The sequence below is a fragment of the Rhizorhabdus argentea genome, assembly GCF_037861105.1.
Taxonomy (GTDB): domain Bacteria; phylum Pseudomonadota; class Alphaproteobacteria; order Sphingomonadales; family Sphingomonadaceae; genus Rhizorhabdus; species Rhizorhabdus argentea.
Window position 1 is genome coordinate 196,044 of record NZ_JBANFK010000002.1, and the last position, 21,000, is coordinate 217,043.

A 21,000-nucleotide genomic window follows, 5' to 3' on the forward strand; every position below is an offset into this window, starting at 1 on the left:
CGCTTGGCGTCGGGCGAGGACTGGTCTACTCCCTTGCCATGCTGAAACTCCCGCTCCTGGCCCTTGGCCTTGCCGTGGGCATTGGCGCAGCCGCGCATGCCCGCCCGCTCACGATCAATGACGTAGCATCCTTCTCGCGCATCGGCGCTGCCGACGTGTCGCCAGACGGGCGCTGGCTGGTATGGGACCAGCGCGAGACCGATCTCACCGCGAACAAGGGTCGAACCGACCTGTGGCGACTCGACCTGTCGAGGAATGACGCCCTTCCCGAGAAGCTCGCCGCCGATCCCGCAGTCAATGAGGGTTCGCCGGCCTTCTCGCCGGACGGGCGCTGGGTGTTTTTCACCGCCGACAGGGGCGGGAAGGGCGGTATCTGGCGGGTCGCCATCGCAGGCGGGAAGCCCGAGCTGGTCACCGACCAGGATGTCGATGGCTTCAAGATCGCCCCGACCGGCGACAAGCTGCTGGTGTGGGCGGCGCGGCCGGTCGGCGCGAAATCGCTAGCCGACACCAAGCCCGCCGCCACCGGCGGAAGCGCGCGCATCTATGACGGCTACTTCATCCGCCATTGGGACACATGGAGCGACGGCCAGCGCTCACAGCTGTTCGTGCTGCCGCTGGCGGACGGCAAAGCCTCGGGCAAGGGCGTCGCGATCGAAGGCGGATTGGTCGGCGACACACCCTCCAAACCTTTCGGCGACGGCAGCGAGATCGCTTGGAGCCGGGACGGAAGGACCGTCTATTTCGCGCTGCGCGAGGCGGGCACGACCGAGCCGCTGTCTACCAACCTCGATATCTTCGCGGCCCCGGCCGACGGCTCGACACCGCCGGTCAACCTGACCGATTCGAACAATGCGACCGACACGATGCCGAGCGTTTCGCCTGATGGCACATGGCTCGCTTATGCGGCGATGAAGCGGCCCGGTTACGAGTCCGATCGGCTTGTGATCCAGCTGCGCAACCTTGCGACCGGGGAGGTCAAGCCGCTGACCGAAGCCTGGGACCGGTCGCCCGCAAGCCTGACCTGGAGTCACGACGGCACGGCGCTCTACGTGACCGCTCTGGAGACCGGCGAGGAGCCGCTATTCTCCGTCTCGGTCGCGAGCGGCGCTGTGACCCGGCTGACGGGTGCCGGCACCGCCGGGGGCGTGCTCGCGACCCCGAAGGGATATGTCTATACATTGAACAGCCTGACCGCGCCTGCCGACCTCTACGCCGCGGCCGGCAAGGGCGAGCCGGTGCGGCTGACCTCGGTCAACAAGGACAAGCTCGCCGGCATCGACATGCCGGGCGTCGAGCATTTCAGCTTCAAGGGCGCCAATGGCGACACCGTCTGGGCCTATGCGGTCAAGCCGGCCGGCTTGGCGCCCGGGGCGAAGGCGCCGATTGCCTTCCTGATCCATGGCGGGCCGCAGGGCTCGTTCGGCAATGGCTGGTCCTATCGCTGGAATCCCGCGGTATTCGCTGGGGCCGGCTATGGCGCGGTGATGGTCGATTTCCATGGTTCGAACGGCTACGGCCAGGCTTTCACCGACGCGATCAACCAGGACTGGGGCGGCAAGCCGCTCGAGGACCTCAAGCTCGGCCTCGCCGCGGCGACCGCCCGCTACAGCTGGCTCGACGGCAGCAAGGCCTGCGCGGCGGGCGGCTCCTATGGCGGCTATATGACCAACTGGATCGCCGGCAACTGGCCCGACGGGTTCAAATGCCTGGTGACGCATGCCGGCGTCTTCGATGCGCGCGCCATGGCCTATGAGACCGAGGAGCTGTGGTTTGATGAATGGGAGCATGGCGGCCCCTATTATGAGGTCCCGCAGAGCTACGAGAAGTGGAACCCGGTGAACCATGTCACCGCGTGGAAGACGCCGATGCTGTTCATCCACGGCGAGAAGGACTTCCGCATCCCCTATACCCAGGGCATCGCTGCCTTCACCGCCGCCCAGCGCCGTGGCGTCGAATCGCGGCTGGTGATGTTCCCGGACGAGAACCACTGGATCCTCAAGCCTAGGAACAGCATCCAATGGTATGGCGAGGTGCTCGGCTGGATGGACAAGTTCACCAGCAAATAACCTCGCCGCCCCTTGCTTCCTCTCACCGCTCATCCTGAGGAACCACTGAGCTTGGCGAAGTGGCGTCTCGAAGGATGGTCCGGTTCCTTCGAGACGGGTCTTCGACTTCGCTCAGCCCCTCCTCAGGATGAGCGGTGAGAGGAAGCTGTCGCTGAAGATACGAAAATCGTACCAAATAGGGTGGCGCGGTGCAGCATTCCCCCGCTAAAGCCACTGCCATCATGACGATAGACAAGACGTTCGACCCCGCAGCCATCGAGGCGCGCTGGTATGCCTATTGGGAAGAGCAGGGGCTGTTCCGCCCCGAGCGCCCCGATGCCGAGCCCTATACGATCGTCATCCCGCCGCCTAACATCACCGGCAGCCTGCATATCGGACATGCGCTCGACGATACGCTGCAGGACGTGCTGATCCGGCATGCCCGGCTGAAGGGCAAGGATGCACTGTGGGTGGTCGGGACCGACCATGCTGGTATCGCCACCCAGATGGTGGTCGAGCGCCAGCTCAACGCCGCCGGACAGAAGCGCACCGATTTCAGCCGCGACGATTTCATCGCGAAGGTCTGGGAATGGAAGGAAGAGAGCGGCGGCACGATCACCCGCCAGCTCCGCCGGCTCGGCGCGTCGTGCGACTGGGCCAATGAACGCTTCACGATGGACGATGGCTTTTCGAAAGCGGTCCTCAAGGTGTTCGTCGACCTTTACAACCAGAAGCTGCTCTATCGCGACAAGCGGCTGGTGAACTGGGATCCTGGCCTCAAGACCGCGATTTCCGATCTCGAGGTCGAGACGCGCGAGATCAACGGTAAATTCTGGCACTTCACCTATCCGCTCGCCGACGGCAGCGGCGCGATCTCGGTCGCGACGACGCGGCCGGAGACGATGCTGGCCGACATGGCGGTCGCGGTGAACCCCGAGGACGAACGCTACAAGGCGCTGATCGGCCGGCAGGTCAGGCTGCCGATCACCGGTCGGCTGATCCCGATCGTCGCCGACGACCATGCCGATCCCGAGCTTGGCTCGGGCGCGGTGAAGATCACGCCGGGGCACGACTTCAACGACTTCGAGGTCGGCAAGCGCGCGGGCTTCAAGGCCGGCGAGATGCTCAACATGCTCGATGGCGAGGCGAAGGTCGTCCAGACGGCGGACGGGCTGATCCCCACCGACTATCTGGGCCTCGACCGCTTCGCGGCGCGCAGCAAGGTGGTCGAGGCGATCGACGCGGCCGACCTGCTCGAAAAGGTCGAGGATCGCACGATCCAGACGCCTTATGGCGACCGCTCGGGCGTAGTTATCGAGCCGTGGCTGACCGACCAATGGTATGTCGATGCGGAGACGCTGGCGAAGCCGGCGATCGAGGCGGTACGCTCTGGCGCGATCCGGGTGGTGCCCGAAAGCTGGACCAAGACCTATTATAACTGGCTCGAGAATATTCAGCCCTGGTGCGTGTCGCGACAGCTGTGGTGGGGGCATCAGATCCCGGCCTGGTATGACGAGGACGGCCAGGTCTATGTCGCCGAGGACGAGGCTGGTGCCCAGGCCCAGGCGGGGGGCAGGAAGCTGACCCGCGACAGCGACGTGCTCGATACCTGGTTCTCCTCGGCGCTGTGGCCGTTCGGCACGCTGGGCTGGCCTGAAGCCCCGCTGCAGGGCGAGCCCGGCGGGGCGGGGAAGTCGCTGCTGACCCGCCATTACCCCAACGACGTGCTGATCTCGGGCTTCGACATCCTGTTCTTCTGGGACGCGCGGATGATCATGCAGGGGCTGCACTTCATGGGCGAGGTGCCGTTCAAGACGCTGTACCTGCATGGCCTGGTGCGCGCCGCCGATGGCTCGAAGATGTCGAAGTCGAAAGGCAACACGGTCGATCCGCTCGGCCTGATCGACAAATATGGCGCGGATGCGCTGCGCTTCACGCTGACGGCAATGGAAAGCCAGGGCCGCGACATCAAGCTCGATGAGAAGCGGGTCGAAGGCTATCGTAACTTCGCGACCAAGCTGTGGAACGCCGCGCGCTTCGCACAGGGCAACGGCATCGGTGCATCGAGCGGCCTCGAAGCGCCGAAGGCCGAACTCGCGGTCAACCGCTGGATCATCGCCGAGACGGTCAAGACGGTGCAGGCGCTCGACCTCGCCATCGCCGACCTGCGCTATGACGAAGCCGCGAACATCATCTACCACTTCACCTGGGCGAGCTTCTGCGACTGGTATATCGAGCTGACCAAGCCGCTGCTGGCCGAGGGCGCGGACGCGGCGCAGGCTACGGAGACGCGCGCGGTGGCGGGTTGGGCGCTCGACCAGATCCTCGTCATGCTCCACCCCTTCATGCCGTTCATCACCGAGGAACTGTGGCATGCTCTTGGCGAGCGGCCCTATGACATCATCGTCGCGAAGTGGCCGATGGCGGACGCGCGGGCGATCGATCCCGCCGCGCAGCAGGAAATCGACTGGCTGATCCGGCTGGTGAGCGAGATCCGCACCGCACGCACCGGCCTCAACGTGCCGCCGGGCGCCAGGCTGACCGCTTATGCCCGCGCCGCCAGCGATGTGACGCGGACACGACTTGCCGCCAACAGCGCAGCGATCGCGCGGCTCGCCCGGATCGAGCTGGTCGGTGGAGAGGCGCCTGCAGGCGGCGCGGCGCAGGTGGTGGTCGATGAGGCGACCTATGTGCTGCCGCTCGAAGGCGTGATCGACCTGGACGCCGAGCGCGCTCGCCTGGCCAAGGGGATCGCGGCTGCCGAGAAGGAGCGCGACGGCCTCGCCGGACGTCTCAATAACCCCGCCTTCGTCGAGAAGGCGAAGCCCGAGGCGGTCGAGAAGGCGCGCGCCGACCATGCCGAGAAGAGCCTCGAAGCCGAACAGCTTGCCGCGGCCCTGGCGCGGCTGGGGTAGGCGGACATGGCGGCCCCCAAACGCGATCTGATCGAGGGGCCGATCGGCAAGACCCTGCTGCTGTTCGCCATTCCCACGCTGGTGGGCAATGTCCTCCAGTCGCTCAACGCATCGATCAATATGGTGTGGATCGGCCGCTTCCTGGGCGAGGACGCGCTGGCGGCGACATCCAACGCCACGAACATCGTTTTCCTGGCCTTTTCGCTGTTCTTCGGCTTCGGCATGGCGGCGACGGTGCTGGTCGGCCAGCATGTCGGCCGCAAGGATATCGATGGCGCCCGCCGCGCCGTGGGGGCGGCGGCGGCGCTGTTCCTGGCGATCACGATCGTCATCGTAGCGCTCGGTGTCGGCCTCACCGACAGGCTGCTGCATCTGATGGGAACGCCGCGCGAGGCAGCGCCGCTGGCTTCGGCCTATCTCAAGATGATGTTGCTCACCATGCCGTTCAGTTCGCTGACCGTGCTGCTGATGATGACGTTGCGCGGCGCCGGCGACGCCATGACGCCGCTGTGGTTCATGATATTGGCCATTGTCATCGATGCCGGCCTCAACCCCTTCTTCATCGCGGGGATCGGGCCGTTTCCTGAACTAGGCATCATCGGCTCGGCGGTCGCCACCCTCATCGCGAATGTCGTGTCGCTGCTGGGCATGCTGGTCGTCGTCTATTGGCGCGACCTGCCGATCCGGCTCCGCGGTGCCGAGTTCCGCTATCTCCTCCCCCAGCCGGCGTTGCTGCGCCTGATCCTGGGCAAGGGCGCGCTGATGGGCATGCAGATGCTGGTGATGACGCTGAGCGGGCTGGTGATGGTCGGGCTGGTCAATCGCGCCGGCGTCTATGCCACCGCCGCCTATGGCGTCGCCTTCCAGTTGTGGAATTATATCCAGATGCCGGCGATGGCGATGGGCGCCGCGGTCAGCGCGATGGCGGCGCAGAATATCGGCGCCGGGCGCTGGGATCGGGTGGGCGCGATCACGCGCGGCGGGCTGGTCTATAATCTCCTGTTGACCGGCGTGCTCATCGCGCTGGTCACCTGGTTCGACCGCCCGATCCTCGGGCTGTTCCTCGGCGTGGATAGCCCGGCGATGGCGATCGCACAGCATATCCAGTATCTTGCCGGCTGGAGCTTCCTCTTCTCGGGGATGACGCTGGTGCTGTTCGGCACGGCGCGCGCCAATGGCGCGGTGGTAGGGCCGCTGATCATATTCTTCCTCGGCCTGTTCGTCTGCCGGATCGGCTTCGCGCTCGCGGCGCACCAGTGGCTGGGGTTCGACGCCCTATGGTGGGCGTTCCCGTTCGGCTCGGTCGTCACCTGCGCGATGGCGTGGGGTTATTATACGGCCGGCAGCTGGAAGAAGGTCGTGCTCGCCGACAGGGCGGAGCAGGCGGAACTGGCGGCCGTCTAATGCGCGGGCACTGCGGAATCAGTAGCGCCGCGGCGCCATCACGCAGACGGCCTTCGCCGCCACCCGCGCCGTGCACGGCGTCCCGGCCACCACTTCGCCATCGATCGAGATCTTCATCGGCGGCACCGTTTCGATGTGGATCTTCTTGCCGCGATATTCGATCGTCGTGTCCTTGCGGGCGCGCAGCCTCAGATAGCTGGTGAACCAGCTCCAGCCGAGCCGTGCCGGGGAGCTTCCGGTGACGGCCTGCACGACGATCTCCCCGCTCTCCGGATCGGCCTCGTCGACCAGCTCGACACCGCCATGATAAGGGCCATTGGCGATCCTGACCTCGAGTGCCTCGATCTCCTCGCGCACGTCGTCATGGGTGACGATCAGCCGGAACGACTTGAACTTCATCGACTGGTAGGTGGCCCACAGCAGGTAGCCGACCCGGCCGAGCGTCTTCTTCAGCAGCGGCGGGATATGGTCGCCGATCTTGGTCGACAAGCCGATCGCAGCGCAGTTGCAATAATAGTCGCCGTCGATCACACCGAGATCGATCCGGCGCGGTTCGCCACCGGTAATGACGCCGATCGCGCCGTCTATATCGAGCGGAATTTCCAACGACCGGGCGAAGCTGTTGGCGGTGCCGAATGGCAGCACCGCGAACATCGTGTCGGTGCCCACCAGATGGTCGATGGCGGAGGACAGGGTGCCGTCGCCGCCGCCCATGATCAGCATCGGCGGCGTCGTGGCCATGGCCCTGCGGACCGCCTCCGAAAGCGTCCCCGGCTTGTCCACCGCGATCGCCTCGATCAGGTCGATGCCGGCGTCGCCCAAGCGGGCGCAGGCGGTTTCGAAGTGCTTTCGGCCCTGGCGAGAAAGGGCGTTGACGATGAGGATCGCCGATCGCGGCGTAGCTGTTGGGTCGGTCATGCGGCTGTGGAACGCGCCACAGGTTTTTTCGGGCGCAGCTCCAGCTCAGCGGAGCGGATATGGCGCGGGGCCGGCCGCCTTTGCGCCGGTCGCGCGCACCCGCTAAAGCACCGCGCATGACTCACGCTTCCTATCCCGCGCTCCGCCTGCGCCGTCCGCGCCGCCATGGCTGGAGCCGCGCCATGTTCGCCGAGAATGTGCTGACGCCGGCCGATCTGATCTGGCCGCTGTTCATCGCCAATGGCGAGGCGGAGGAGCCGATTGCATCGCTGCCGGGCGTTTCGCGCTGGCCGCTCGCGCAGCTTGCCGAACGCGCCCGTGAGGCGAAGGCGGCGGGCATCCCTTGCCTGGCGCTGTTTCCCAATACGCCGCGCGAGCTGCGCAGCGACGACGGCCGCGAGGCGCTCAATGCCGATAACCTGATGTGCCGTGCGATCCGCACGATCAAGGCGGCCGTGCCTGATATCGGCGTGCTGACCGATGTCGCGCTGGATCCCTATACCAGCCATGGCCATGACGGGCTGGTCGATGCGGGTGGCCATGTTCTCAACGATTCCACGAGCGAGGTGCTGGTCGCGCAGGCGCTGGTGCAGGCCGAGGCAGGCAGCGATATCGTCGCACCTTCCGACATGATGGACGGCCGGGTGGGCGCAATCCGCGGCGCGCTGGAGAGCGGCGGGCATATCGACGTCCAGATCATGGCCTATGCCGCCAAATATGCGTCCGCCTTCTATGGCCCCTTCCGCGACGCGGTCGATACCCGCGGGCTGCTGAAGGGCGACAAGAAGGGCTATCAAATGAACCCGGCCAATGCCGAGGAAGCCTTGCGCGAAGTGGCGCTCGATCTCGCCGAAGGCGCCGACAGCGTGATGGTGAAGCCGGGCCTGCCCTATCTCGATATCGTTCGGCTGGTGAAGGAACGGTTCGAGGTGCCGGTGTTCGCCTACCAAGTGTCGGGCGAATATGCGATGATCGAGCATGCGGTGGCCGCCGGCGCGGCGGATCGCGACGCGATGGTGCTGGAGACGCTGATGGCGTTCAAGCGGGCCGGCGCTTCGGGCGTGCTGACCTATCATGCGCTGCACGCGGCGCGCCTGCTCGGCGCGTGATCGACATCGGCGAGCGGCATATAACCTAAGCATCGGAAGCCCCGTATGAGCGACGCGACCACCATCCTGAGCTTCGGCGGCATCGCGCCGACGATCGACCCCACCGCATTCGTGGCGCCTGGCGCGCGGGTGATCGGCGACGTCCACCTCGGTGCAGGCGCCAGCCTCTGGTATAATGTCGTCGTGCGCGGTGACGTAAATCATGTCAGGATCGGCGCGCGCACCAATATCCAGGACGGCAGCGTCGTCCATGTCTCGACCAAGACTCATCCCACCCTGATCGGCGAGGACGTGCTCATCGGCCATATGGCGATCGTGCATGGCTGCATTCTGCACGACCGCGCCTTTGTCGGCCTCGGCGCGGTCGTCATGGATGGCTGCGTGATCGAACCCGACGGCATGCTCGCGGCCGGCGCGATGCTGACGCCGGGCAAGCGCATCCCCAGCGGCCAGCTGTGGAGCGGCCGACCCGCCAGGTTCATGCGCGAACTGTCGCCGCAGGAGATGGCGCAGAACCAGAAGGGCGTTGCCGCCTATGTCGAGACGGCGAAGGCGCATCGCGCGGCGATCGTCGAGCAGGGCTGAGGCCCTCCTGGGTCACCACAGGGGAGGGCGTTGCCGCGCCTCCCCCGTCCGCCTATCTTGAGCCATAGCCATCGAGGACGCATTCCTATGTCCACCTATGAAGACCGGTTAAAGGCCCTGCGCGAGGAATTGGCGCGGCGCAGGCTCGACGGGTTCGTCGTGCCGCTGACCGACGAGCATATGAGCGAATATGTCGGCGCCTATGCGCAGCGTCTGGCCTGGCTGACCGGCTTTCAGGGATCCGCCGGATCGGCTGTGGTGCTGCCCGCCGAAGCGGCGATCTTCGTCGACGGGCGCTACACGCTGCAAGTGCGGGAGCAGGTGGACGGCAAGCATTGGAGCTATGAGTCGGTGCCGCAGACCAGCATCGCCGACTGGCTGGAGGCGCATGCCGCCGCCGGCGGCCGGATCGGTTATGATCCGTGGTTGCATACCAAAGGCTGGGTGACGGCTGCGCAGAAGGCTCTGGCGGCCAAGGGCGCCGAGCTGGTGGCGGTCGATACCAATCCGGTCGATGCGATCTGGCCCGACCGGCCGTCGCCCTCCATGGCGCGGCTGGTGGTGCAGCCCGATGCGCTCACCGGCAAGGCCTCGGCCACCAAGCGCGCCGACATCGCCGACTGGCTGACCGACACGAAGGCCGATTCGACGGTGCTGTCGGCGCTGGATTCCATCGCCTGGACCTTCAACATACGCGGCCAGGACGTCGATCGGACGCCGGTCGCGTTGGCCTATGCCATCGTCCATGCCGATGCGACGGCGGACCTCTATGTCGCGCCCGACAAGATCGACGATGGCGTGCGCGCGCATCTCGGCAACGGCGTGCGCCTCCACGACCGCAATGATTTCGAGCCGGCGCTCCGGGACCTGACCGGCAAGACCGTCGCCGTCGATCCCGAGCGCGCCGTGGCCGCGATCTTCGAAGCGCTGAACGCGGGCGGTGCTGTGCTGGTCGAGGCGCGCGATCCGGTGGTGCTGCCCAAGGCGATCAAGAATGAGGTAGAGGTTGCCGGGCACAAGGCGGCGCAGGCCCGCGACGGCGCGGCATTGAGCCGTTTCCTGCACTGGCTGTCGGTCGAGGCGCCTGGCGGCGGGCTCGACGAGTTGACCGCCTCGGATCGGCTGCAGGCGTTTCGCGCCGAAACCGGGCTGCTCAAGGACCTGTCGTTCGACACGATCTCGGGCGCCGGACCCAATGGCGCGGTCGTTCATTACCGCGCGAGCAAGGAAACCAATCGCCGGCTCGAGCCGGGCTCGCTCTACTTGGTCGATTCGGGCGGCCAATATCAGGACGGCACCACCGACGTGACCCGCACCGTCGCGATCGGCGCGCCGACCGGCGAGATGCGCGACCGCTATACGCGGGTGCTGAAGGGCCATGTCGCGGTGGCGCAGGCGATCTTTCCCAGGGGCACCCGCGGCGGGCAGCTCGATATCCTGGCGCGCCAGTTTCTATGGGCCGCCGGACTCGATTATGCCCATGGCACGGGGCATGGCGTCGGCGCCTATCTGTCGGTGCACGAAGGGCCACAGCGCATCGCCACCTTTGGCGGCGGCGACGAACCGCTGCAGCCGGGCATGATCCTTTCCGACGAGCCCGGATATTACAAGGCCGGCGAATATGGCATCCGCATCGAGAACCTGATCCTGACCGTCGAGAAGGATATCGCGGGCGCGGAGAAGGAGATGCTCGGCTTCGAAACGTTGACCTTCGCGCCCTATGAGCGCGCGCTGATCGACACTGACATGCTCGAGCGGCATGAGATCGCCTGGATCGACGCCTATCATGCCCAGGTGCGCGAGATCGTGGCGCCGCAACTCACCGGCGATGCTGCGGCATGGTTGCAGGCCGCGACAGCGCCGCTGCTTGAAAGCTCCACCGCACAGGCATAAAAATCGCGACGATCGGGGAGCGGCGAGTCGTTGCCAAGGCCGGGCGGATCGCGCGGCCGGTGGCGGGGCATAGAGGATTGGGCTGACCAGCGAATGAAGCCGTGGCGCCGAATGACGGCTCGTCTGCTGATCGCGCCGATGGTCTGGCTGGCCGCGGGCGGTGCCGCGCCGCTGTGGACGCCGCAGGACCTCAACGATCGGCTGCTGGCGGCGCATAATGCGGAGCGGGTGCGGCTGGGAATTCCGCCGCTGAAATGGAGCGACAAGCTGGCCCGGCAGTCGCTCGAATGGGCGCGGCAGCTCACCCTGATCGACGGGCTCGAGCATAGCGACACCGCCGATTACGAGGATCCCATCGACGGCGAGGAGGGCGAGAATCTCTGGCGCGGCACGAGGGGCTATTACACGCCCGAGCAGATGGTGAACCTGTGGGTCGACGAGCGGCGGATCTTCATCAATGGCCCATTCCCGCGCAACAGTACCACCGGTCAGTGGCGCGATGTCGGCCATTATACCCAGCTGGTGTGGCGCTCGACTACCGAGGTGGGCTGCGCGGTCGCCAGCAGCGACGATGACGATGTGCTGGTGTGTCGCTATCTGGAAGGCGGGAACGTGATCGGCGAAAAGCCCTATTGATCCGGCTTGTCGCCCTGTGTGCCGTCTTGCGCGTCGCCCTGTGCATCGCGCTCGCCGGCCGCGCGCGCCTGCGCCTTGCGACGGCGCAGATTGGTGCGCAGCGCCTCCGCCAGCCGCGCCGCACGGTCATCCGCCGCGGATGCGCCTGATCGAGGAACGGGCTTCTTCATCGCCGATCGATAGCCATATTCGAAGACAATCGGCAAGCCGCCTTGACGCAGGCTCCACCATTGTCCATAGGCCCCCGACACCGCCGGGGGAGACCACCCGGCCGCCCGCTTTTCGCAGGCAATGCTGCCGTAGCTCAGTGGTAGAGCGCATCCTTGGTAAGGCTGAGGTCGTGAGTTCAATCCTCACCGGCAGCACCACCCAGTCCGAAGTGAACTGGGTTTGAGAGACCATTCCAGAGTTCTCTCCAAAAACCCCGCGTTTCCGGGCGATTTTCCTGCAGGAGTTCAAAAAGTCAGGACAGAGACCGCGCGGTCTCGGGCCATTTCGTCAAGTTTTGCGGCGCCGTCTCAGATGCCGAAAAAACTGTCCTGAGATTTGTTTGGGCCCAACAAGCAAGGCGCGCCAGCGGCGCGCCTTGCTTGTACAATAGGTGCCTTCAGCTGAAGCCGAGCACCCGCCGCTGCTCGGTCCATTCGATGGGCAGGTCACTGACGCGCAGCAGCGTGCGCGTGTTGAGCTCGACGGGTTGGCGGCCATCAAGGATGGCGGTCACGATATCCGGTGCCAGGAAGTGGAGGCGAGCCAGTCTCAAGCTGTGCGACCGCGATGCCCCAGTGGCTTCGCTGGACATGAGCTGCTGATAGGCGCGACGCCCCTGGCCAAGGAGCTGGATCAAACGGTCGTCGCGGGCAGCAGGTCGCGCATCGGGTGCAGCGTAGATGAGCTTCATCTCATGTCCCCGCCTGCGCATCTGCACGGCGATGCCGATGGTGATGGTGCAGGATTGATCGATCTCGGCATCACCATAGGACAGCTGCCGGAGAAGCTTCGCGCTGCGGATCCGGATGGACACAAGATCCTGTCGAACAACGATGCGCGCGTTGAGCTCATCCAGCAGATCGCCAACCAGCATTCCGTCCGCGGCCCGCGCCGCGAGCTTGTCGCCTTCGATCTTCAGTCCCTCACTGGCCTTCAACGCATCGCCCAGCTCAGCCGAGATGCGTAGCCCGTCGTTGAGGAACCCCGCCAGCCCCCGCTGCACGATCGCTTCCAGTTCCTGCGCCGGAAGTCGCCATGCAGCTTCTGAATGTTCGGGGTTCTCCCGCGAGACATAATAGCGGTAGCGCCGGCTCCCCTTGTTGGCATGCGCCGGTCCCATCGGGCGCCCGAGTGCATCCTCGAGGAAGCCGCCGAGCGGGCTCGGCTCGCTCTTGCGCGGTCGAGGCAGGTTGGTGAGCTTGCAGAACAGCCGCTGGTTGGCTTCCCAAAGCTCGGGCGGGACGATAGCTTCGTGCTCACCCCCATAGACCTGATCGCCATGCCGGATCTGGCCGATGTAGAGGACGTTACGGAGCAGATAGGAGAGGCCACCCACCGTATAGGGCTGCCCCCCGACGACCCTGCCATCCTGCATCGTTCGCAACTTCGACCGGGTACCCCTGGCTTTCAGGTCCAGCGCCAGTTCTCGCGTTGAACGCAGCTCGACATGGCGCGTGAAGATGTACCGGATGATCTCGGCCTCAGTCTCATTGATCAGTAGTTTCCGGTCGCGGAGATCATAGCCCATGGGAATGGGGCCTCCCATCCACATGCCCTTCTTCTTGGAGGCGGCGATCTTGTCGCGGATCCGCTCGCCGGTCACCTCGCGCTCGAACTGCGCGAAAGAGAGGAGGACATTGAGCGTCAGCCGCCCCATGCTGGTGGTGGTGTTGAACGCCTGGGTGATCGAAACAAAGCTTGCCCCATTGCGATCAAGGATCTCGACGATGCGCGCAAAGTCGGACAGGGCACGCGTCAGGCGATCGACCTTGTAGATGACGATCACCTGGATGCGACCGCTCTCCACGTCGGCCAGCAAGCGCTTGAATGCGGGCCGCTCGATAGTCCCGCCGGAATAGCCGCCATCATCGTAGATGGTGGGATCGAGCTGCCAGCCCTCATGGCGTTGGCTTGCTATATAGGCAGCGCAGGCCTCGCGCTGGGCGTCGAGGCTGTTGAACGCCTGGTCGAGCCCTTCGTCGGTCGACTTGCGCGTATAGATGGCGCAGCGAACCAGGGGAACGCCGGCGGGGCCCGTGGTGGCGAGCGTGCGGGGTCCGCGCTTAGCCATGGTGTGCCACTCCCTGCGATGGCGGAGCGGATCGCTGTTTCAGTCCGAAGAAGCGGGGTCCTGACCAGTGCGCTCCGGTGATCTCGCGCGCGACGTGCGATAGCGAGGTGAAGCGCCGCCCGTCGAAGCGGAAGCCGTCCTCCTCGACCATCACGGTGTGTAGCTTGCCGTCCCATTCGCGCAGCAGCCGCGATCCTGGCTTGATCTGGATCGGAGGGGCGGGGAGGGGCGTCACATCCCCGGCGACGATGTCCAGCATGCGCTGGGCATGGAGCGGCAGCCCTCCCAGCGCCGTCTCCTGCAGCTTGTGAGCCAGTACCCGCCGGACCATCGAGATGGGCAGGTCTGGCACTTGCTCTTCGAAGACCGAGGTCCACTCGTCGCGCAGCTGCGCCGGCGACATTGTCGTCAGCGCAGCCAGTTGCTCGTCGAGCTTCGCCATGCTCAGGCGGCCGCCTTGATTTGATAGCGGGTCGCGCCGTCCACCTTCTCCTTCGCGATCGCGTGACCCTTCTTGCGCAGGCCGGTCAGGGCCGCCCGTGACGTGTGCGGCAGCCAGCCAGTGGCATCGACGATATCGGCGAGCGTGGCGCCTTCGGTGCGCTTGAGCAGGTCGATCAGCAATGCCTGCTTGGTGGCGGGCCGCGTAGATGCAGCTACGGTATCTGCAGCAGGCGTTGCCTCCGGACCGCCTCCGGTGCCAACCGAGGCGGGCGGGTCGATAATCGCGCGCCCGGCGTCGGTGACAACGACGCCGATGGTGAGGTCGCCATCGGTCCGCCAAAGCTGAGCGCTGGTCATGCCCTCCTGCTCGGCGACAAGCTCCTTCTTGATTAGGGCCTCGATCGCCTTGCGGATGCGGGCAGGCTGATCGCCGAGGCTCTCGGGTGCGGGCAGCAGGCTGCCGTCCTCGCGCCGGCCGGCGCTGGTGAGCAGCACGAGCTGCATGTCGTTCAACTTGGTCATCCGGGTGGTTCCTCATCAGGGGCCGACCCTGTTGCCGGCCCCACCACCCAGAGCCCCGCCGGTCACCCGGTCGGGGCCTGCGCCGGTTCATCTCGGCGCTGATCACGCACGTACCAGTGCTCGGTTTCGCGCAGCAGTCCAGCGAATAGTGCTCTCGAAAAGCTCCATATGGACTGCGGGCGGGCACTTGCCGCAGGTGCCGCCTCGGAGGTGGCCATGGACCGAGACGAACGCGCCGAGCTTGTTTCCCGACTGTTCGCGCTGATGACCAGCAAGCTGGAAGACGCAGCCGGGGAGGCTGCCGATGGTCAGGGCAACGGCAAGGAAGATCGCGAGCAAATCATCCGGGCGGAACGGATCGAAACGACCGCCAGAGACGTCGGTCTTCTGGCGGAAGCAACAGCGGCGGTCCTTCGCGGCGCTACCGCTGAGGCCTGACTCCTATTTTGCCGGGCTCAGCGCTGCCGCGATCATCGCGGACAATGTCTCTTCGGCACGAGTTCGCAGCACCGGATCCTTCGACATCAGATCCTGGCGCAGCCACTCGGGCGCGCCCTGCACGACCTTTGTTATCTTTGCTGTGAAATCGTCCGGTATCATTGCCCGCTTTGGCCCGAGACCGGCTTGAGATCAATGACTGCTATGTCGGACGATCCGGACAGGCAGGTATGGCTGTGGAAAGGATGAAGCGGACATCCGTTCACCCGCGTCAACCGGCGCCGGCATTGCGCCCTAAACCCGGTCATTCCGCGTCGCCTTGGTCGGCCCTGTAAGCCGCCATTCGTTCATGCGGCGCGGAACAGCAATAATTGGTCGATAGCTGCCGGGCGACAACGCGCCCTAATTTCGGCCATTAAGCGCATGGGCCTGAATTCCCGAAAGCTGCCCTCTATGAGGCCGCGCCGCACGGCCGCTATGGGCTGTTCGCCACTCTTGCACGATGGCGCGTGCCTCTGAGATGGCCTTTCAGATATCGAAGGCAAAATCGCCAGGAACCGTTGTGAAGAGGTCTGCTCCGTCAGTATTGTCGCGGCCTATGAGCGACGTGAGGGAATCAATGGTGACCAACGGCTACGACAAGCCAGCCAAAGGGTCGAGCCCGGCGGCGCGCGGCGGCGCCGGCGCCTATATCGAGGGCGAGCTGGGCGCGCTCTATCTGATGACGATGCTCGCCGGGGCCGAGCCCCGCGGTATGCGCCATGCGGCGATCCATCGGGTGCGCTTCCAGGGCGCCGACAAGGACTTCGCGCTCGACGATATCGTCATCCACGGCGTTCGCCCGTCCGGCCCTGCAGTGCTGGAGATTCAGTCGAAACGCGACGCCACCTTCGCGCCGAAGGACAGCATCTTCGAAAGCATCTGTGCGCAGATCGCCAAGGTCGGAACCATCGACGGTATCGCGGCCGACGATCATCTGCTCGCCGCCGCGACCCAGCGCACCAGCCGCCAGATCTCGGGGTCTTACCAGGACGTGCTCGAATGGGCGCGATGCGACGAGGACGCGACCAGCTTCTTCGCACGGCTCGCGGCGCCCGGCGTCGCCAATCCCGAGATGCGGAGCTTCGTCACAACCTTCCGCGCGCATCTCGTCGCGCATGGCGTCGCCGACGATGATGCGACGATCTGGCAGCTGCTGCGCCGGTTCCAGATCATCGAGTTCGACTTTGAATCCAGCGCGCCGCAGGCACGCGGCCAGGCGCTGTTCATGGCGCAGATCATCCTGGCGCCGGGGGATGGGGGCCGCGCCGACGCGCTGTGGAGCACGCTGATCGAGATCGCGCTTGCCACCGCGAAGACCGGGGGCGCGATCGACCGGGCCGCATTATGCGAGACGCTGACCAATCGTGGCTTCAGGCTGGCAGGGAACCGGAGCTTCGCCGATGCGCGCGCCCGGCTCGCCGACATGGCGCGGCACGCGCTGGCCGCGATCGGGACCGACATCGACGGGTTTCATCTTCCGCGCCACGGCGCGATCGCCGCCATTGACGCGGTGCTCGATACGGGCCGCTATGTCGAGATACGGGGAGGCCCCGGCGTCGGCAAATCGGCGTTGCTCGCCCAGCTCGCCCAGCGGCTGCAGCGCGAATCACCGATCATCGTGCTCGACCCGATCGGAACCCCTGGCGGCGGATGGATCGCCCTGGCGCAGGCGCTCGGGGTCGATGGCACCGCGCGCGCGTTTCTGGCCGATCTCGCTCTGGCGGGAGGGGCGACCCTGTTCATCGACAATATCGACATGGTCACCGATCCTGGACGGCGGCGCACCGTCAATGATCTGCTGCGCGAGGTCGCTACGATCGAGGGCTTCAGCGTTGTCGCCACCGCGCGATCGGACGCCGACCATGACGCCGACAGCTGGATTGCCGCCGATGCCATCACCCGCCTCGGCGGTGCGCGCCCGGTGGAGATCAAAGAGCTCGATGACGCCGAAGTCGCCGTGCTGTGCGACCGCGCGCCGAGCCTTGGCGCCTTGCTGGCACCAGGACATCCCGCCGCGACCATCGCTCGCAACCTGTACCGCCTCTCACGGCTGTTGCAGACCACCGACAGTGGCACGATCCGCACCGAGGCCGATCTGGCCGAAAGCTGGTGGACGACGGGCGATGGCGCGCCGGCCGACCAACACGCGGCGGCGCGGCGCATCCTGATCGCCGTCGCGGATGCCGCCATCGCGGGCGAGGATGGAATCACCCTCACCACCGACAGCCCGGCGAGAGCCCATCTGCTGGGTCGCCTGTCGTTGCGCGAGCCGAGATTGGACCGCTTGACCGTCTACCATGACGTGTTGCGCCACTGGGCAGTGGGTCTGCGGCTCCACGACGATCCGACGCTGCTCGCCCGCCTCGATCTTTCGCGCGCGGCGCCGCTCGCGCTCGCTCGCGGCGTCGAGTTTGCCGCCCGCCTTGCGCTCGAGCGGTCGGAGGGCACGCAAGCCTGGGATATGTTGCTCAGCCGCATCTCCGGCCCCGCCGCCCATGGTTCGTGGCGCCGACACGCCTTGCTGGGCCTGCTGCGGTCCGAACGCGCGGTCGAACTGCTCGAACGCCACAGCGCGCGGCTCCTGCACCAGGGCGGGCGGCTGATGATCGAACTCGTCAACGCGACATCTGTCGCCGAGACACGAGCGGCCGCCGAGCTGTTTGCCGGGATCGATCTGCCCGGCGCGGACGTCATCGCCCAATTCCCGCCCTCGATACGCTTGTCGGTCACGCCGTCCGCGCGGCGTTTGCTCAGCTGGGCGGTGCGGCACGAAGCTGAATTGTGGACCCAGATTATCCCGCCGGTGCTGAGGCTGGTCGAAATCCAGACGCCGATGAACCTAGTCGCGCCGGGCCTTGCTGGACCGACAGCGGCGATGCTGTTCCGACTGCTCCGCCAGGCCGACATCCACAATGTCCCGCGCAGCCTGAAGGCCGACCCCGAGGGCGCGCCGCTCGAAGGCTCGGCCTACCTACGTATGGTCGAGGATCTGCGTTCGACTGCACTGCTCAACGCGGCCGCCGATCCTGACGGCACCAAGGCCTATCTGACCGCGCTTACCCCCGAACGCGACCATTACAAGGTCAAGGCGGTGCGCCGGATGAGCGGCGTCATTGCCCCCGTCGCTCCTCGCGAACTCGCCGATCTGGTCGAAGCCAGCCTGATCGAACCAGCGGAACGAACCTCGCGACACCATGCCGGTCGCGACCGCGTCCTGTCGCACGCCGACACCGACTATCTCCCCGCATCGCCGGCGCAGCGGCCCTTCCTCGACCTGCTCGAGGCCGATGCCGCCATCGGACTGGGCCTGATCCGCCGACTGACCGTCCATGCCGTCGCGTTCTATGCGGGGGGCAATGACCCGGGCGCCAAGGGCATCACGCTCCTATTCGACGACGGCCCGCGCTTCTTCCCCTGGACGGACACCTATTTGTGGACCCGCGGACAGGCGCGCGAATATTCGGTCGCCTCGGGGCTTCTGGCGCTGGAAGCGTGGGGCCACAAGCGTCTAGAACAGGGCGAGAATATCGCAGATGTCCTTGCCGACATCCTGGGCCCTGAGGGCAGCTGCGCCGCCTATGTGATGGTCGCGATCGACCTTCTCATGTCCCACGGCACCCGCGCGCGCGCCGCGCTCGTCCCCTTCGTCGCCTGTCCCGAACTGCTGGCGCTCGATCGCCAGCGCCAAGCCCGTGACCAGATGGGGGGCGACCATGTCGGTATCGGCGACGAGCCCGATGGCCCGGTCCGGATCAAGGATCTGCGCGCCACCCAGTCGCGCGCCATGCCCCTCGAGCAGCTGCTGCCCTATTATCTAAAGGCCGACCCCGCGGGCGACGCGGTGCGCGCCCGCCTCGCCGACGCCGTCGGAAAGCTCAGGCCCTATGACGATAATGACGATTTCGCAGATGCGGCTTTCATGGGGCGCTATGCCGCCAACATGCTCGACATCGCGAACTGGAAGGAGGTCGAAGGCGGGCTCGGCTATCATTCGCCGCCCGAGGAAGCGCGCCATATCGAGAAGCTGCAGGCAAGCCGCGCTGATCTTCTGCGATCGAGCGATGTCTCGGCGAAGATCCAGCTGGCGATCTGGGATCGCGCCAAGGGCTCACCGGCGGTTGCCTGCGACGCGGCCGACTTCGCGGACAACGGGACCGACCCCCATGTCGGCGAACTCGCCGACGACATGAAAGAAACGCGCCGGGTATCGACCGCGCTGCTGATCGCCCGAGATGGCGACGACGCCCTGCTCGACGCCAAGGAGGCCTGGGTCCGCGATGTCGTGGCGGGCGCGCTGGCCCAACAGGCCGACCGGTACCGCGACAAGCAGTTTGCCTATAATCGCCAGGCCCTCGCGGCCTGCGCACTGGCGCATCTCTGGCTGCGCCGCCGCAAGACCACCGACCGCGATGCGCTGGTCGCGCTGGGCGCGCGCGAGGACCGGTGCGGCGCAAGCGCGTTCGAGCAGGCGCGCATCGAACTGGTAGATGCCGAGCCTCGGCTGATCAAGGCGGCGATGCGGGTCGCGTTCGCCACGAACCGCTGGCGCCGACCGGCGCGGAACACGACCGAAGACGCCAAGGACGCTGCCGCCGCACAGAAAGCGACGCATGACGCGGCTGCGATCGCGGCCGAGATCGCCTGGCTTCAGGGTGGGGCCGAGCCCGACTGGCCCGCTTTTCCCGACGAGATTCCCATCATCCGTCGCTCGAACCGGATCACCCTCAACGCGGAGGGCGCGCGCGCTGTCGACGATCAACCGTCCCGCCCCGCGCGGCGCCGCCCTGTCGAAGACGAGGTGCATGTCGACAGCCGCGCGCTAGCCCATTGGCTGCAGATCGCGGCAGAGGCGTCGCCCGCGCTCGACTGGTTGCCTGAGCTCGTCGCCGTCTATGGTGATTGGACCGCGGTCATGAATGGCCATGGTTTGCCCGCCGAAGCCGAGATCGACCGCGAACCCAGCGAATGGAACGCGCAATTCTACGCACTGGCGGCGCGGGTCATGCTCGAGGGATCGGCGGAGGCGTTCGACCGCCAGGTTGAGCTCGTGGTTGCCTTGCCCGACCGCTCGTTCGGCGATGTCGGGGAGATCCTGCTGCACGCGGCCGACATCTGGTACTTCAACGATGCGACCCGCCCATCCGAACGCGCCGTTGCGCTGCGCGCGCGCCACCGCGATCGCGCGATGAAATTGAGCCGCTGGGGATCGAACCTGCGCCCAGGCGACCTGTCGATCAATTGGGACACGGGCGGCATCGTGGCGCGCCTGTGCTTCAACCATCATGCCCCCCTCGGCAAGACCAGCACCTATCTGGTGCCGGCGGTGTTCGACCGTGTCGATCCGCTGCTCGACACATTGGCGCCGATGATGCTGTCGGGGCCGACGCCGTTCATCGCTCTGTGCACGTTGAACATGCTGATGGTCGCGCCGCGTGCGCGCCACGCCGGCTTTCTGGTCGCGGCGGCAGAGGCGTGGCTCGACCGGCTGCAGGGCGACGCGTCGATCTGGACCGAGCTTGGCCTGGGACGGCGAGTGGTGGAATGGCTCAATGCCGCCGCCGTCGAGGATCCCGCGCTGCTCGCGCCCGGGCATGAGCTACGGGTCCGCGCCGATGCGGTCCTTGGCCGCTTGATCGCCTTCGGGGTTGCCGAGGCACATGAGCTTGAGGGTCGCATCCAGCGCGCGGCAACCTTGCCCGCCGGGAACGACTATGGCGCCTAGCCGGCGCAACGTTTCGTGTACGAAACGATAGCGGTGCACCTTG

The 21,000-nt window shown here is 66.2% G+C and carries 15 protein-coding genes and 1 tRNA gene; 10 read left to right on the plus strand and 6 right to left on the minus strand.

From position 1 onward, the window contains the following. Positions 1-38 precede the first annotated feature (38 nt). From AAC645_RS02400 to AAC645_RS02410, 3 genes are all read left to right on the plus strand, one after another. Complete coding sequence (locus AAC645_RS02400; protein ID WP_340313548.1) at positions 39-2,069, plus strand: S9 family peptidase; 2,031 nt, start codon at positions 39-41, stop codon at positions 2,067-2,069. A 221-nt stretch (positions 2,070-2,290) separates the two neighbouring features. Beyond that, positions 2,291-4,963: a valine--tRNA ligase gene (locus AAC645_RS02405; RefSeq protein WP_340313550.1), complete on the plus strand. Its 2,673-nt coding sequence runs from the start codon at positions 2,291-2,293 to the stop codon at positions 4,961-4,963. Positions 4,964-4,969: 6 nt separating this feature from the next. Then, positions 4,970-6,367, plus strand: a complete 1,398-nt coding sequence (locus AAC645_RS02410) for an MATE family efflux transporter (protein WP_340313551.1) — start codon at positions 4,970-4,972, stop codon at positions 6,365-6,367. 18 nt (positions 6,368-6,385) lie between these two features. On the opposite strand, the gene AAC645_RS02415 is transcribed toward AAC645_RS02410, so the two are convergent. Next, complete coding sequence (locus AAC645_RS02415) at positions 6,386-7,285, minus strand: diacylglycerol/lipid kinase family protein (RefSeq protein ID WP_340313553.1); 900 nt, start codon at positions 7,283-7,285, stop codon at positions 6,386-6,388. 116 nt (positions 7,286-7,401) lie between these two features. Between AAC645_RS02415 and hemB the strand changes: the two genes are divergently transcribed. The 4 genes from hemB (at position 7,402) to AAC645_RS02435 (ending at position 11,508) form a co-directional block, all read left to right on the plus strand. Further along, positions 7,402-8,394: a porphobilinogen synthase gene (gene hemB / locus AAC645_RS02420; RefSeq protein WP_340313554.1), complete on the plus strand. Its 993-nt coding sequence runs from the start codon at positions 7,402-7,404 to the stop codon at positions 8,392-8,394. A 45-nt stretch (positions 8,395-8,439) separates the two neighbouring features. Continuing rightward, on the plus strand, positions 8,440-8,979 hold the full coding sequence (locus AAC645_RS02425; RefSeq protein WP_340313555.1) for a gamma carbonic anhydrase family protein: 540 nt from the start codon (positions 8,440-8,442) through the stop codon (positions 8,977-8,979). 87 nt (positions 8,980-9,066) lie between these two features. Beyond that, complete coding sequence (locus AAC645_RS02430) at positions 9,067-10,872, plus strand: aminopeptidase P family protein (protein WP_340313556.1); 1,806 nt, start codon at positions 9,067-9,069, stop codon at positions 10,870-10,872. Positions 10,873-10,983: 111 nt separating this feature from the next. Next, a complete protein-coding gene (locus tag AAC645_RS02435; RefSeq protein WP_340313557.1) occupies positions 10,984-11,508 on the plus strand; it encodes a CAP domain-containing protein in 525 nt (174 codons plus the stop codon). On the opposite strand, the gene AAC645_RS02440 is transcribed toward AAC645_RS02435, so the two are convergent. Then, positions 11,502-11,714 carry a hypothetical protein gene (locus AAC645_RS02440; RefSeq protein WP_340313560.1) on the minus strand — a complete coding sequence of 71 codons (213 nt, stop codon included), beginning with the start codon at positions 11,712-11,714 and terminating at the stop codon, positions 11,502-11,504. The genes AAC645_RS02435 and AAC645_RS02440 overlap by 7 nt on opposite strands. A gap of 87 nt (positions 11,715-11,801) precedes the next feature. Here AAC645_RS02440 and AAC645_RS02445 point away from each other — a divergent pair. Next, positions 11,802-11,876 (plus strand) — tRNA-Thr (locus tag AAC645_RS02445). A 239-nt stretch (positions 11,877-12,115) separates the two neighbouring features. Here AAC645_RS02445 and AAC645_RS02450 read toward each other — a convergent pair. From AAC645_RS02450 to AAC645_RS02460, 3 genes are read right to left on the minus strand one after another with little or no spacing between them, the layout of a single operon-like run. Next, positions 12,116-13,789, minus strand: coding sequence for a recombinase family protein (locus AAC645_RS02450; RefSeq protein ID WP_340313562.1), 1,674 nt, complete (start codon positions 13,787-13,789; stop codon positions 12,116-12,118). Continuing rightward, positions 13,782-14,231 carry a DUF2924 domain-containing protein gene (locus tag AAC645_RS02455; protein WP_340313564.1) on the minus strand — a complete coding sequence of 150 codons (450 nt, stop codon included), beginning with the start codon at positions 14,229-14,231 and terminating at the stop codon, positions 13,782-13,784. The genes AAC645_RS02450 and AAC645_RS02455 overlap by 8 nt, the downstream gene beginning before the upstream one ends. Positions 14,232-14,233: 2 nt before the next feature. Then, complete coding sequence (locus AAC645_RS02460; protein WP_340313566.1) at positions 14,234-14,755, minus strand: DUF3489 domain-containing protein; 522 nt, start codon at positions 14,753-14,755, stop codon at positions 14,234-14,236. A gap of 168 nt (positions 14,756-14,923) precedes the next feature. On the opposite strand from AAC645_RS02460, the gene AAC645_RS02465 reads away from it, so the two are divergent. Further along, a complete protein-coding gene (locus tag AAC645_RS02465; protein WP_340313568.1) occupies positions 14,924-15,193 on the plus strand; it encodes a hypothetical protein in 270 nt (89 codons plus the stop codon). Between the two features lie 3 nt (positions 15,194-15,196). On the opposite strand, the gene AAC645_RS02470 is transcribed toward AAC645_RS02465, so the two are convergent. After that, positions 15,197-15,355, minus strand: a complete 159-nt coding sequence (locus AAC645_RS02470) for a hypothetical protein (protein ID WP_340313570.1) — start codon at positions 15,353-15,355, stop codon at positions 15,197-15,199. Between the two features lie 457 nt (positions 15,356-15,812). On the opposite strand from AAC645_RS02470, the gene AAC645_RS02475 reads away from it, so the two are divergent. After that, the gene (locus tag AAC645_RS02475; RefSeq protein ID WP_340313572.1) at positions 15,813-20,957 is read left to right on the plus strand and encodes an ATP-binding protein; all 5,145 of its coding nucleotides are present in this window, start codon (positions 15,813-15,815) and stop codon (positions 20,955-20,957) included. Positions 20,958-21,000 lie beyond the last annotated feature (43 nt).